The organism is uncultured Microbacterium sp. (assembly GCF_963528945.1).
Lineage (GTDB): Bacteria > Actinomycetota > Actinomycetes > Actinomycetales > Microbacteriaceae > Microbacterium.
In genome coordinates, this window is the sequence record NZ_CAURWX010000002.1 from 515,360 (window position 1) to 529,458 (window position 14,099).

At 67.9% G+C, this 14,099-nt stretch carries 15 protein-coding genes; all 15 read left to right on the forward strand.

Annotated elements, in window-relative coordinates:
• Window positions 1–35: 35 nt before the first annotated feature.
• Entirely contained in the window at window positions 36–4,550 is a 4,515-nt protein-coding gene (locus tag RWS82_RS09515) for an FtsK/SpoIIIE domain-containing protein (RefSeq protein WP_314649315.1), read from the forward strand.
• Between the two features lie 119 nt (window positions 4,551–4,669).
• A complete protein-coding gene (locus RWS82_RS09520; protein ID WP_292685669.1) occupies window positions 4,670–4,963 on the forward strand; it encodes a WXG100 family type VII secretion target in 294 nt (97 codons plus the stop codon).
• Window positions 4,964–5,153: 190 nt separating this feature from the next.
• Window positions 5,154–5,858 carry a hypothetical protein gene (locus tag RWS82_RS09525; RefSeq protein ID WP_314649321.1) on the forward strand — a complete coding sequence of 235 codons (705 nt, stop codon included), beginning with the start codon at window positions 5,154–5,156 and terminating at the stop codon, window positions 5,856–5,858.
• A 2-nt stretch (window positions 5,859–5,860) separates the two neighbouring features.
• A complete protein-coding gene (locus tag RWS82_RS09530; RefSeq protein WP_314649323.1) occupies window positions 5,861–6,484 on the forward strand; it encodes a DNA/RNA non-specific endonuclease in 624 nt (207 codons plus the stop codon).
• Window positions 6,485–6,504: 20 nt separating this feature from the next.
• Window positions 6,505–6,885: a hypothetical protein gene (locus RWS82_RS09535; RefSeq protein WP_314649325.1), complete on the forward strand. Its 381-nt coding sequence runs from the start codon at window positions 6,505–6,507 to the stop codon at window positions 6,883–6,885.
• 139 nt (window positions 6,886–7,024) lie between these two features.
• Window positions 7,025–7,624 carry a hypothetical protein gene (locus RWS82_RS09540; RefSeq protein ID WP_314649328.1) on the forward strand — a complete coding sequence of 200 codons (600 nt, stop codon included), beginning with the start codon at window positions 7,025–7,027 and terminating at the stop codon, window positions 7,622–7,624.
• 199 nt (window positions 7,625–7,823) lie between these two features.
• A complete protein-coding gene (locus RWS82_RS09545; protein ID WP_314649331.1) occupies window positions 7,824–8,078 on the forward strand; it encodes a hypothetical protein in 255 nt (84 codons plus the stop codon).
• A gap of 62 nt (window positions 8,079–8,140) precedes the next feature.
• Complete coding sequence (locus RWS82_RS09550; RefSeq protein ID WP_314649333.1) at window positions 8,141–8,575, forward strand: SMI1/KNR4 family protein; 435 nt, start codon at window positions 8,141–8,143, stop codon at window positions 8,573–8,575.
• Window positions 8,576–8,677: 102 nt separating this feature from the next.
• Window positions 8,678–8,971 carry a WXG100 family type VII secretion target gene (locus RWS82_RS09555; RefSeq protein ID WP_292685669.1) on the forward strand — a complete coding sequence of 98 codons (294 nt, stop codon included), beginning with the start codon at window positions 8,678–8,680 and terminating at the stop codon, window positions 8,969–8,971.
• A 123-nt stretch (window positions 8,972–9,094) separates the two neighbouring features.
• Entirely contained in the window at window positions 9,095–9,316 is a 222-nt protein-coding gene (locus RWS82_RS09560; RefSeq protein ID WP_314649336.1) for a hypothetical protein, read from the forward strand.
• Between the two features lie 8 nt (window positions 9,317–9,324).
• Window positions 9,325–11,016, forward strand: coding sequence for a hypothetical protein (locus RWS82_RS09565; RefSeq protein ID WP_314649339.1), 1,692 nt, complete (start codon window positions 9,325–9,327; stop codon window positions 11,014–11,016).
• 98 nt (window positions 11,017–11,114) lie between these two features.
• Entirely contained in the window at window positions 11,115–11,813 is a 699-nt protein-coding gene (locus RWS82_RS09570; protein WP_314649523.1) for a hypothetical protein, read from the forward strand.
• Window positions 11,814–11,815: 2 nt separating this feature from the next.
• Window positions 11,816–12,520 carry a hypothetical protein gene (locus tag RWS82_RS09575; RefSeq protein WP_314649344.1) on the forward strand — a complete coding sequence of 235 codons (705 nt, stop codon included), beginning with the start codon at window positions 11,816–11,818 and terminating at the stop codon, window positions 12,518–12,520.
• Window positions 12,521–12,531: 11 nt separating this feature from the next.
• Window positions 12,532–13,134 (forward strand): hypothetical protein, encoded by a 603-nt coding sequence (locus tag RWS82_RS09580; RefSeq protein ID WP_314649348.1) that lies wholly within the window; start codon window positions 12,532–12,534, stop codon window positions 13,132–13,134.
• 87 nt (window positions 13,135–13,221) lie between these two features.
• A complete protein-coding gene (locus tag RWS82_RS09585; protein ID WP_314649350.1) occupies window positions 13,222–14,079 on the forward strand; it encodes a hypothetical protein in 858 nt (285 codons plus the stop codon).
• The last annotated feature ends 20 nt before the right edge of the window (window positions 14,080–14,099 follow it).

A 14,099-nucleotide genomic window follows, 5' to 3' on the forward strand; every position in this document is an offset into this window, starting at 1 on the left:
GTCGCCGGCCTGACCGGCGTGATCGGGGGGAACCGATGAGACTCAAACTGACGCTGCATCGACAGGGCGGAGACCCTGTCGACATCGTGGTGAAGACCGACTCGACGGCGACGGCCGGCGATGTCGCCCGTCACATCGCGCTGGCCGATCCCACGCGTTCCGTGCCGGTCGCCGAGGGCGACGTGCTGACGCTCGCCGTCGCGCCGCCCACGGGGGAGCGCCTCGTGCCGCTGCAGCCCGACGTGCCGCTCGGCGAGGCGCCCATCGGTTCGGGCTTCGCGGCATCCATCGTCAACCACGGTCCGGGCTACGCGTTCGGCGGTCAGCGCGATGTGGCCGGCGTGCTCATCGCCACCGCCGGCGCGCTCGCCGGGCAGGAGTTCCCGATCGCCGCCGGCACGGTCTTCCTCGGCCGTGACGCCGCGAACGACGTGGTGCTTCCCGACCCGATGGTGTCGAAGCGGCACGCGCGTCTCGAAGTCGGCACCCACATCGAGGTCGTCGACCTCAACTCCGCGAACGGTGTGCTGGTCGACGGCGTGGCCGTGCAGCGCGTGCGCATCGAGGAGGGCGAGCCGTTCGTGATCGGCGGCACCACGCTGGTGCTCCGGCTCGTGCGCTCGTTCGACGGCACCCCCAGCGACGAGCCCATCATCGAGCGCGGCGGCGGACTGCTGTTCAACCGCAGCCCCCGGGTCGAGGTGCGCTATCCCGGCACGCTGTTCAAGGTGCCGCGTCTGCCCACCGAGAAGATCGGTCGCCTGTTCCCCTGGCCGATCCTCATCGCACCGATCCTCATGGGTATGGCGCTGTACGCCCTGAACGGCAATCCCCGTTCGCTGCTGATGATCGTGATGACGCCGCTCATGGCGTTCGGCAACATCATCAACCAGACGGCCCAGAGCAAGAAGGGCGAGAACCACGAGATCCTGCTGTTCGAGCGGCAGTACGAGCAGCTCGAAGAGGACTTCTTCCGCGGCAAGCCGGAGGAGGAGCAGGCCCGCAACGCCGAGGCGCCCCCGGTCGCCGAGGTGTTCGACCATGCGATGCGACTCGGTCCGCTGCTGTGGACGCGTCGCCCCGAACACTGGAACTTCCTCGCCCTGCGGCTGGGGACGTGCCGCCTGCCCGCGCGCAACCGCATCGACGACCAGGACTCTCCCGAGGGCCTGCCCGACTTCATCGACCGCGTCGATCGGCTGCGCGAGCGCTACGCGTTCGTCGACGACGTGCCCGTGTTCGAGACCCTCGCGGATGCCGGATCGGTCGGTATCGCCGGACCGCAGGGCCCCGTCGCCGACACCATGCGCGGTGTGGCCGTGCAGCTGTTCGGCCTGCACGCCCCGAACGACGTCGTGGCCGTCGCGTTCGCCGATTCCGCGTGGACCCCCGAGCTGGAATGGCTTAAGTGGATGCCGCACACCTCCAGTGAGCGCAGCCCGTTCCGCGACATGGCGCTCGCCGACTCCGCGCCGACGAGCGCGGCCCTGCTGAGCACGCTCGAGGAGCACGTGTCGCGTGCCGTCGCGGCGAGCGGGTCGGGCGAGCCCCGTGGTCCGTTCAAGGAGGACTGGAACCCGCTGCTGTACGGCACCGATGTCGCGCGCGCCGCGGGCGAGCACAAGAGCACGCCCCCGATCTCGGTCATCGTGTTCGTCACGAACGACGCCCCGGTCGATCGCGGTCGCCTCACCGAGGTGCTCGAGCGCGGCGCCGATCACGGTGTGCACGCGGTGTTCGTCTCGCCGACCGTCGAGTCGCTGCCGGCCGTGTGCCGCAGCTACATCGACGTCACGACCGGTCTCGAAGACGCGCAGGTGGGTCTGGTGCGCAACGGCGAGCACTTCGAGCACGTGCAGGTCGAGGGTGTGTCGAACGCCTACATGCAGATGCTCGCGCGACGCCTGTCGCCGGTGGTCGACGCGAGCACCGTGGTGCACGACGCGTCCGACATCCCCGGATCGGTGATGTTCCTGCAGCTCGTCGACCCGGCGATCGCCGAAGACCCGCAGGTGGTGATCGAGCGGTGGCGGCAGAACAACACCATCGTCGATCGCAGCCCCACGCCGCGGCCGCGGCTGAAGAAGTCGGGCACGCTCCGCGCCATCATCGGGCAGGGCGCATCCGACGCGATGGCGCTCGACCTGCGCACGCAGGGTCCGCACGCGCTCGTGGGCGGTACGACGGGCGCGGGCAAGTCGGAGTTCCTGCAGGCGTGGGTGCTCGGCATGGCCGCCGCGCACAGTCCCGACCGGGTGACGTTCCTGTTCGTCGACTACAAGGGCGGGTCGGCGTTCGCCGACTGCGTCGAGCTGCCGCACTGCGTGGGTCTGGTGACCGACCTGAGCCCGCACCTCGTGCGCCGCGCGCTCACCAGCCTCCGCGCCGAGCTGCAGCACCGCGAGCACCTGCTCAACCGCAAGAAGGCGAAGGACCTGCTCGAACTCGAGAAGCGGCAGGACCCGGAGTGCCCGCCGGCGCTCGTGCTGGTGATCGACGAGTTCGCGGCGCTCGCATCGGAGATGCCCGAGTTCGTCGACGGCGTCGTCGACATCGCGCAGCGCGGTCGCTCGCTCGGCATCCACCTCATCATGGCGACGCAGCGTCCCGCCGGTGTCATCAAAGACAACCTGCGCGCCAACACCAACCTGCGCATCGCGCTGCGCATGGCCGACGAGGCCGACTCGCGCGACGTCGTCGACGACGACATCGCGGCGTCGTTCCCCGCATCGATCCCCGGTCGCGCGATCGCGAAGACGGGGCCCGGGCGTCTGGTGCCGTTCCAGTCGGCGTACGCGGGCGGGTGGACGACCGACGACGAGTCGACCACCGCCGATGTGCGGGTCGCCGAGCTGCGCTTCGGCGCGAGCGGCGAGTGGGAGCCCGAGGGCCTGGTCGAGTCGGACGTGCACGAGGAGGACCTCGGCCCGAACGACCAGAAGCGCATCGTGTCGACGCTCATCAACGCCGCCGATCGTGCGCAGCTGCAGCGACCGCGGCGGCCGTGGCTCGACGACCTCGCGACGGTCGTCGACCTGAACGACCTCACGAACGAGGGCGACACGCGCATCCCGATCGCGCTGACCGACATCCCCGAGAAGCAGCTGCAGCAGTCGGCGGTGTTCCTGCCCGACCGCGACGGCTCGATGGTCGTCTACGGCACCTCGGGATCGGGCAAGTCGACACTGCTGAAGACCATCGCCACCGCGGCGGGCATGCGCCCCGACCTCGGCCGGGTGCAGGTCTACTGCCTCGACTTCGCGTCGGGGGCGCTCGGCGCGCTGTCGGTGCTGCCTCACGTCGGCTCGGTCGTCGACAGCGGCGACGTCGAGCGCATCCAGCGTCTGCTCCGCACGCTCGACGCCGAGATGGACCGCCGGGCGGCCGCGTTCTCGGCCGCGAGTGCGGCATCGGTGCAGGAGTACCGCGAGCTGCGCGATGCGCGGATGCCCCGCATCCTCGTGCTCATCGACAACTACCCCGAGTTCAAGAAGGACTGGGAGATGGCGCCCGGCCGCGGCCCGTTCTACCGGATCTTCATGCGGATCCTGGGCGAGGGTCGCACGCTCGGCATCCACACCGTCATCACCGCCGACCGCGGCAACGCCGTGCCGAGCGCGGTGGCGGCGAACATCTCGCGACGGGTGATCCTGCGCATGGGTGACCCGAGCCAGTACATGCTGCTGGGTGCCCCGCGCGACGTGCTCGACGAGCAGTCGAACCCGGGGCGCGCGGTCGTCGATGGGCACGAGGCGCAGATCGCCGTGCTCGGCGGCACGACGAACGTGGTCGAGCAGACCAAGGCGCTCGCCGCCCTCGGAGAGAGGCTGCGCGCCCAGGGCGTGCGCGACCTGCCCGAGATCGGTGCGCTGCCGACGCTCGTGCCGGCCGACGAGATGCCGGCGACGGTCGACGGGATGCCCGTGTTCGGCGTTGCCGACGACACGCTCGCCCCGCACGGCTTCGAGCCCATCGGCTCGTTCGTCATCTCGGGTCCGCCCGCATCGGGCAAGACCAACGCGCTGCGGTCGCTCGTCACGGCCATGGAGCGGTTCGATCCGAACATCCGGATGTACCACTTCGGCAGCCGCCGCGCCGAGCTCAAGGACTTCCGCCCCTGGGTGCGCAGCGCGACCAAGCCGGAGGACGAGAAGGAGCTGGCGGCCGAGCTGGCCGAGCTCGTCGTGGCCGAGAATCCCGATGCGCGCATCCTCATCGTCATCGAAGACGTGCCGCACCTCGCCGACGGTCCGGCCGACCGTCCGATGCGCGCTCTGCTCCAGGCGATGAACAACAGCGATCACCTGCTCATCGGCGAGGCCGAGATCACGCGGGCGAGCGGCAGCATCGGTGTGCTCGGTGAGTGGAAGACCGGGCGTCAGGGCATCGTGCTGAAGCCCGACACGTACGACGGCGAGGGCATCTTCAAGACGCCGTTCGGCCGCGTCAAGCGCTCGGACTTCCCGGTGGGTCGAGGCATCTTCGTGCAGGCCGGTCGGGCCGTCACGATGCAGATGCCGTTCGTCGCCGACGAGGCGCCGAAGAGCTAGACGGATGGGGAGCGGTGCATGGGTACCGCTCCCCGTTCACCTCGGCGGGTTCGCCCGCTAACCTCGTGTGCAGGAGGCCGGAGACGGCCTGAAGACGATCGATTCGGAGGCGGTTTCTCATGGCCGGACATGATTTCGGAGCAACGTACAGCGAGATGGAGAGCGCGGCGGCGCGTCTTCGTGATGGTCGCAGCACGGTGACCGACACGCTGAAGGAGCTTCAGGGCGTCATCGACGACCTGGTGCAGGACGGTTTCAAGACCGAGAACGCGTCGGAGGCGTACTCGACGGCGTACTCGGAGCTGACGACGTCGCTCGACGACGCCGCTGAGGCCGTCAACGACATGGCGCAGGCGCTGGACCGTATGGCGGACTCGATCCGCGACAAGGACGCCGAGCTCGCCGGCGGCTGAACCCCGCCTCGCACTTCACGGCTGCGGCCCGGTCTTCCGACCGGGTCGCAGCTTTTTTGTGTGCGACCGGCGATTGCTTTTGTCCCGTTCGAATCGGAGGGCCGTCTTCGGTGCGCGTGCCCGGACGGGGAGCGCTACCCATGGTGTGTATAAGATGCTGCACCGTACAGTCGGTGCAGGAGGTGTGGTCATGGGGATGATGTTGCCGAACGAGCTGATCTGGGTGATGGAGAAGCTCGGTTTCGAATGGCCGGATATCGATGAGGACGAGCTGCGTCGCGGCTCGTCGATGATTCGCGTGTTCCGTGACGATCTGGAGAACAAGATCCAGGTCATGGACCGCAAGGTGAACGGCGATCTCGCCGGCGCCATGCGCGGCCAGGCGGGGCCGGCGTATGTGAGCGCATGGAATCAGAACCGGTCGCAGAACCTGCAGCGCCTGATCGACCTGCTCGGCCCGGTGCCGACCGGTGTCGACATCGCGGCGGATGCCGTGTTCGCGCTGAAGCTCAAGGTCATCGCCGACGTCACGACCACGATGATCGCCCTCGTGGGCATGCTGACCAACCCGGTCACCGCGCTGGGCGCGGGGCCGATGCTGCTGCTGAAGAAGAAGCTGTTGAACGCCGCGGTCGACATCGCGATCGAGCAGGTGCTCAACCAGGTGCTGCCGATGGTCATCGAGCCGATGGCCGAAGAGCTGCCGGCCGTGATCATGGCCGCGCTGGACTCGCCCATCGTGGAGGCCGTCGCCGGTGACCCGGATGAGTTCTACGCCGACCTGCAGGCGCTCGAGCAGGCGCAGGGCGAGATGGATCAGCACGCCGCCGACGTCGAGACCCTCACCGAGCGGTTGATGTCGGATCTCGCCAGCCTCAACATCGGAGGAGACTGACCATGAGCATCGGAAAGGCCGTCATCCGGCCCCTCAAGGACTCGCTCGACGGTGTGCCCGTGCACGTGCGCCAGCTCGCGGAACTCTTCCGCAAGCACGGGCAGAAGCAGCAACGAAACAACGACGGCGTCCAAGACATCGATACGTACAACCACACCGTTACCTCGCGGAACCAGAACACCAAGACGACGGTGTGGGACCCGGAGACGGGCCGCCCGGTGGTTGAGCGAGGCACCATCTACGAGGACTTCGGGAGCACTCCTCGCGGTGACAACGCCACCGAGGTCGGGCGGCTCGGCGACCCGGGTGACGACGGCGGTCATCTCGGGGCCCATCGGTTCTTCGGCGACACACCCGACGAGGGAATCGTGCCTCAGGCGGCCAACCTCAACCGTGGCGCATGGAAGAAGATGGAGAACGAGTGGGCTGACTGGGTGGGGAGCGGACACCAGGTTGACTACCGTATCGACGTCGACCCACCCGGGGCCGTGCGGCCAGACAACTTCAAAGTCGAATACGTCGTCTCCGATCCCTCTACGGGGGAGATCGTGTGGAACAACAAAGAGACGTTCCCCAACAGTGCGGGTGGTACGTTCGATCGCGTCTACTCTGCTGACATGAACTGAGAACGAAACGAAGGGCGACAATGTCAAGCGATGCCACTACCGGACTGATCCGCGCACTGGTCGAGAACCTGGAGAACGCCCCGGAGGACTGGGAATCGTTCGCGATGATCGTCTCGTTCTTCGAGGGCGAGTTCAGCGGTGCCGCCGGATATGCATACTCGCCCGACGGATCGATTGCAGCCGTGACCGTAGACCCGTGGGCCGTCAAGTCCGCTGTAGCGGACTACACCGACAGTCACTACACGGCGGGTGCGCCGCTTCCCGTCAAGTTCCTCGTTCAGTTCGACCGCAGTCTGGGGCGCTTCGAAGTCACCTTCGAGGACATGGATGACACGCGGTGGCAAGTCACTCCTCGAACCTTCAAGACGCTCCGCGAGGAGCTGCGCCCTCGGTTCGACTAACCACCGTTCTGCAGCCTGCGAAACCAGGCGACGGAGGATGAAGAGCAGAAGGGAGCCCAGCAGCGCGTCGGGCTGTGAATCGGATGATTGAGGCCGACGTTTCGTCTCCCGGAGGGTTCTCAGTGCAGAGGAGACCGTCATGAGTTACATCTATGTCGATAAGGTCGGTGCCGGGCCGGCGCATCCGGACAAGAAGTGGGGCTTGTTCAGTGATGAGCTGACGGTTGCGGAGGCAGAGGAAAGGTACAACCGCAACGCGGCGCTGCGCGAGGATTGGTTCGGTATCGTGCATATCGAACCGGGCGAAGACCGTCCCAGTGCCTACCTTCAGATGTGCCCGCGAGCCAATGGGGTAGTGCTGCACAAGCTGACGGAGCACGGATCGATCGCGGCTTCGTATACGTGGGGTGCGTACTACTCGGTTTCCGAGGATGAGGCCTACGAGGGAGATGATGATCGTGTGTTCCTCGGCTCGATCTACTGGTACGTCTATCCCGAGGGCGCAAAGTTCTTCCGGCGTACAGCGATCACCGGGAGCATCGGTATGACGTTCACCCCGCAGGGCTATGCGAAGGAAGATCGCGTGACGAAGAACGGTTTCGGCGAGCCGGACACGGTCGAAACGCGTGAGTTCCGTGACGTGGATGTGAGCGCGAACTGGTTTGAGATTCCCGAGTTCGGAGATTGGGATGATTTCTTCCACCCTGATCGCGAGCGGGGCTCGAAAAGCGGGAATTGATCGTTATCGACGACTGGCGTCCACCCATCATCGAGATGGTCATGGCGAAGAAGGAGCTTGCTGAATGGGATCCGCGTGGGATCTTCCCGAATCATCTCCCCGAACTCGCAGCGGAGCCGGAGGCAATCCAGTCTGCGGAAGACGCCCTGGGCGTCGTGCTTGATGGTGAGCACGTAAGGTTCCTTAGCTTTGCTGATGGGTGGAAGTGCTTTCACCAGAACGTCTCGCTCCCGGTACGCGGGAGCTCGTCGACGGCCCACTTCGCGCCGCGGCTCTCCAATCTTTCGAGTACGCGCCGGAGCTCCTGGAGGACTACGGATGGTCTCCGGCACTCCTGCTGCCGATCGCCGCGAGCCTCGCACAGGCCGATGTGTTCGTGATGCCCGTCGGTGATCACGGCCGGGTCGATCCGCGCGTGCACTGGCTAGCCGAAGGCGAGTTGATCGAAGGGTGAGGAGCGCTTGCCGGTGCGCGCGCATCCACGTCGATCGCATCTTTCCTTACACAATGCCGTCGGTGGCAGCATTCGCTGCTCGGCTCGATGCGTACGAGCAGGGGACGGGTCTGACGCTCGACCCGGGGCATCGGTCGTTCCTCGCGGCTGCGAACGGGTGGCGGGCGTTCTTCGAGACCCAGGACCTGCTGAGCGTCGAGCAACTCGCGTCGGGCGAGCACCGCGACGTCTTCACCGCCTGGATCGACTCGGCGCCCCCGCAGGCTCGCGAACAGGGATACTCGTCGGCGACGCTGCTGCCGATCGCCGTCGACTTCGAGATGCCGTTCCACGCCGCGATGCCGGTGGTCGACGGTCGCGTGGTCGGTCAGGTACTCTCGCTCGATCCCTCCGGGATCATCGAGGCGTTCGACTCCTTCGAGGACTACGTCGACGCGATCATCGCCTACACGCAGCGCAAGCTCACCAAGTTCGAGACGGGCACGTTCGGGCGCTGAACGGAGCATGGGTAGGACTCCCCGTTGGCGCGGCGGCGGATGCCCTCTACTCTCGTAGCAAGAGGCCATCGGGCCTGAAGACGAACGGGGAGGCGGTTTCTCATGGCCGGACATGATTTCGGAGCAACGTACAGCGAGATGGAGAGCGCGGCGGCGCGTCTTCGTGATGGTCGCAGCACGGTGACCGACACGCTGAAGGAGCTTCAGGGCGTCATCGACGACCTGGTGCAGGACGGTTTCAAGACCGAGAACGCGTCGGAGGCGTACTCGACGGCGTACTCGGAGCTGACGACGTCGCTCGACGACGCCGCTGAGGCCGTCAACGACATGGCGCAGGCGCTGGACCGTATGGCGGACTCGATCCGCGACAAGGACGCCGAGCTCGCCGGCGGCTGAACCCCGCTTCGCACTCTCCGACGGGGTCGTGGTTGCTGGCCGATGGCCGCGCCACGGCCCCGTCTCTCTGCGCGGAGCGATCTGCGCGCCCCATAGAATCAGGGACATGACCGGAGCAGACCGATGAGCGGATCGCAGCCCTACTGGTACAACCTCTCGACGCAGTCGGTCGTGCGCGCCGACGAGCGCCCCTCCGACGACACGATCGGGCCGTTCGCGACGGCGCAGGAGGCCGAGGAAGCGCCGGCCATCCTGCTCGAGCACGCCCGGGCGTGGCTCGAGAGCGAAGAGAGCGAGCCCTTCCGCGCGATGGCCGAAGGCGCCGACGACTCCGACCTCGTGTGACACGCGCGATGGGGGGAAGGCGCTGGATCGCCGCGCCGGTCGCGATCGTCGTCGTGGCGACGCTCGCCGCCTGTGCGCCGGCTGTGCCGGAGACGGTCGTGCAGGGCACGGAGATCACCGCGGGATGGACGGGAGAGCTCACCTCCCTCAACGCCGCCGCGGCACCGACGCCCGGCAACATCGACATCGCCCAGGCGGTACGGGCCGATTTCGGTGACGTGGTCGACGGCGAGTTCGTACCCGACGAGGGTTTCGGCACCGTCTCGATCGTCAGCGAAGACCCGTTCACCGTGCGCTACGACCTCGCCGAGCCGGTGTGGTCCGACGGCATCCCGCTCGATGCCGCCGACCTGCTGCTCGGGTGGGCGGGGGCGGCGGGGGAGTTCGCACCCGATGACGCCGTCGTCGCCTCCGACCCCGCGGCACCCGAGGTGACGAAGGTCGACGAGTTCGCCCGCTCGATCGAGGTCACCTACGCGCAGCCCGTCATCGACTGGCAGCAGCGGGTGACCGTCCCCGTGCCCGCGCACATCGTCGGCCAGCGCGGTCTCGACATCGACGATCCGATGGAGGCGAAGCAGGCCGTCATCCGTGCGGTGCAGAGCGGCGACGCCGGCGACCTGGCCTCGCTCGCGAAGATCTGGAACGACGGCTTCATCGTCGACGACTCGTCCGATCTCTCCGCCGACCTGCTGCTGTCGAGCGGTCCGTTCCGCATCGAGAAGGTCGGCGACGAGGGCGACAGCGTCACGCTCGTGCCCAACGGCGAGTTCCGCGGCCCCGTCACCCCTCAGGTCGCCCGCATCGAACTCACGCCCCCGGGCGACGACCCCGTCGCGGCGATCGGCGACACCCTCGATGTCGCGCAGATGCGCCCCACGGCCGAGAACCGCGAACCGATCCGCGAGCTCGAACGCCAGGACTACACCGTCGACACCTCCCACGACGGCACGGTGTGGGCCGTGCTCGTCAACCCGGTCGGCGCCTTCACCCAGCAGCCGGCGCGCACCGCCTTCTTCCATTCCATCCCCGCCAGTGCGCTCATCGCCGGCGGCGCGGGGGAGTGGGCGCAGTCCTACACCGGCACCACGTCGATGCTCTCGGCGCCGGGCTCGCGCGCCTACGACATCGTCAACGAGGACTCCGGGTTCGCCGACAGCATCGGATCCCCGAACGGAGACGCCGGCGCCGAACGCGAGCTCTCCGGCGTCGCGGCCGGAGCGCCGGTGTGCGTGCTCTACGACCGCACCAGCGCGTTCGCGGCCGGAGTGTTCGCCGCGATGGCGCAGTCGGCGGGCGAGGCCCGGTGGAGCATCCAGGATTGCGGCACCGACGATCTCGACGCCGCCCTCGATGCAGGACAGTGGGATGCCGCGATCGTGCGCGAGGCGATCCCGCAGAGTCCGGCGCAGATCCTCGCGCGCTGGGGCACGAGCGGCAAGGCTGCGGCCATCGGTGCGACCGACCCGGCCCGCGACGAGTTGGTCTCGCAGCTCGCCCGCACCGCCGATGTGTACGAGGGGCGCGAGGTGCTCGCGCAGATCGAGGCATCCATCGTGCGGATGGCGGTGGCGATGCCGCTCGCCGTGAACCCGCGCCTCACCATCGTCGACAAGGACGTGACGGGCATCGGGCCGCGCACCGGCGCCATCGCCCCGCTCACGTCGAGCATCGTGCAGTGGGCGGTCGTGCCGAAGTGATCGGATGCCGTGGCGCAACGTCGCACGGGTAGTTCTCCCCGTCGCGCCGAACCGCCCCGGCCTCGTAAAGTCTTCTGTGGGAGGGGTACGCCGTGGGAATGATGTTGCCGAACGAGCTGATCTGGGTGATGGAGAAGCTCGGTTTCGAATGGCCGGATATCGATGAGGACGAGCTGCGTCGCGGCTCGTCGATGATTCGCGTGTTCCGTGACGATCTGGAGAACAAGATCCAGGTCATGGACCGCAAGGTGAACGGCGATCTCGCCGGCGCCATGCGCGGCCAGGCGGGGCCGGCGTATGTGAGCGCATGGAATCAGAACCGGTCGCAGAACCTGCAGCGCCTGATCGACCTGCTCGGCCCGGTGCCGACCGGTGTCGACATCGCGGCGGATGCCGTGTTCGCGCTGAAGCTCAAGGTCATCGCCGACGTCACGACCACGATGATCGCCCTCGTGGGCATGCTGACCAACCCGGTCACCGCGCTGGGCGCGGGGCCGATGCTGCTGCTGAAGAAGAAGCTGTTGAACGCCGCGGTCGACATCGCGATCGAGCAGGTGCTCAACCAGGTGCTGCCGATGGTCATCGAGCCGATGGCCGAAGAGCTGCCGGCCGTGATCATGGCCGCGCTGGACTCGCCCATCGTGGAGGCCGTCGCCGGTGACCCGGATGAGTTCTACGCCGACCTGCAGGCGCTCGAGCAGGCGCAGGGCGAGATGGATCAGCACGCCGCCGACGTCGAGACCCTCACCGAGCGGTTGATGTCGGATCTCGCCAGCCTCAACATCGGAGGAGACTGACCATGAGCATCGGAAAGGCCGTCATCCGGCCCCTGAAGGACTCGCTCGACGGTGTGCCCGTGCACGTGCGCCAGCTCGCCGAGATGTTCCGCAAGCACGGCCGCAAGCAGGACCGCAACACGAGCGAGGTGCAGAACCTCGATGCGACCGATGTGACGCATCCGCTCAAGGACGGCTGGAAGCCGGACGGATGGACGCCGAACGACGTCGTCGGCGCGGGCAAGGGCGACCGCCCGAACCCGAGCGACTACCTCGACGACGACTACATCCGCACGCACCTGGACCAGTTCCAGAACGGCGGTACGCACTTCTACCGCACCGGCAGCCTCGAGGGCTACGGCCCCGGTAACAACATGGCCGCCGACGGCAGCAACACCACCTACATCTTCCCGACCGACAAGCTCGACGAACTCATGCAGCAGGTCGACAGCCCCGAAGACCTCGGCGAGGCCCTCGGCCTCGGTCGTGACTTCTTCGCCGGCGGCGACGTGCAGGTGCGCGACTTCGCGCCGCACGAACTCGACGGGCTGCGCATGCCCTCGGGCAACGAGGGGGGAACGGACGCCGACAAGTGGATCCCCGGCGGCTACCTGCCGAGCGGCATCCCCGAGGCGGTCATCGACATCCCCGACTACGCCAAGGGCACGAACAACGGCATCTACAACCCGGGTGAGTGGCCCGGCAGTCCGCGGCCGTTCAGTCTCTGATCGGACGGCTGATGGACCTCGACAGGGATATCCGACGCGACGCCGATTCGTCGTTCGCGCCCGAGACGGTGGCGACCGGAGCGCTGCTGCCGTACGAGGGCCGCGCGCGGCTGCTGCAACCGGACGGGCTGCGCGACGACGCGCTCGCCGCGCAGCACGACGGATGGCTGTCACCCGACAATCCGGTGCTCGTGCGCGGAGAGGCGCGCATCCTGCCGCTGGCGTGGCGGGGCGATCCGTCGCGTGACGATTCGTCTGTGTCGCCCGAGGAGATCGCGGCGTTCGCCTCGCAGATCACCGACCTGGGGTTCTACCTCACCGGCGGGTGGCGCAGCCTGGACGAGTTGGAGCAGCACAACGGCGACAGCCTCGCCTCATACGCCGCGGCGTTGCGAGCGGCCGGTGCGACCGCCGCGCGGGTGTGGACGCTGTCGGAGACTCTGGGCATGGCGCTGGTCTGGGCGGGTTCCGACGACGCGGGCAATGCATCGTTGGCTCTTCATCTGGTGCCCGCGAGCTGGGTGTCGGAACGGTACGGCGGCGCGAAGCCCGTTCCCGGAATCGACGTGCGGTGGAGTTGGGCGGATGTCGTCTCCCTCTCCGATGCGCGATGACCCCGGCAGGGGCGCCGTGATCGATCGCGGGAGGGCGCACACCGCGCCGATAGTCTGGGCTGAGATCTCGACGAGAGGGCAATGAGCATGTCGGATGCAATCGGGAACGCCGCGACGGACGCGCGACCTCGGATCTACGGGGCGAGCGAGCTCGGCGTGCTGTCGATCACCGCGCCCGGTGACGCGCACCCGCGTGTGGAGTACCTGGGGGGCGAGGTGTTCCTCGGTCTCGATGTGCAGGGCGTCCCCGTCACGCAGTGGACCGAAGACCGCACCGTGCCCTTCCGCAATGTGGTGGCGCACGCCGCCGCGTCGGCGCCCCACGTGCCGGCGCCGGTCGACGGCGTCGTCGTCATCGACGACGAGGCGACGGCATCCGCGGTGCTGCTGAACCCTGCGCTCCTCGATGCGGATGCTTTCGCGGGGGCGCCCGTGATGTTCGCGCTCTCGCGCGCGGCCGTGGCGGTCGTGGGTGCCGAGGACGAATCCGGCGTCGCGCGGGTGCTCGACCTGGCCGAGAAGCTGTTCGACGAAGGTGGCCGGCTGGTCAGCGCGCATCCGATCGTCTGGGGCGACGGCGCGTGGGCGCCCTACCCGTGGCGCGAGAGGCTGCCGGCCCTCGAGATGCGGTTCGAGCGTGTACTGCGCCTGTTCAGCGTGCGCGCGTACGAGGCCCAGACCGCGGCGCTGCAGCGTCCGGACGTGCACCTCGCCGACCCGAAGATCCAGGTGCTCGACACCGGCGTCACCACGACGTTCGCCGCGTGGCCGAAGGGCACCGCGACCCTGCTGCCGGTGGTCGACAACGTGATCGTCGCCGACCCGTCCGGTGCGGTTAGCGTCGCGACGATGCAGCAGTTCCTCGATGCGGGTGGCGAGGCCATCGTGCGCACCGGTCTGTCTCCGGCGCGCTACTTCGTGCCGGGTGATGCGCCGAAGCACTGACCGTGCCTGGGTGGGCTGAA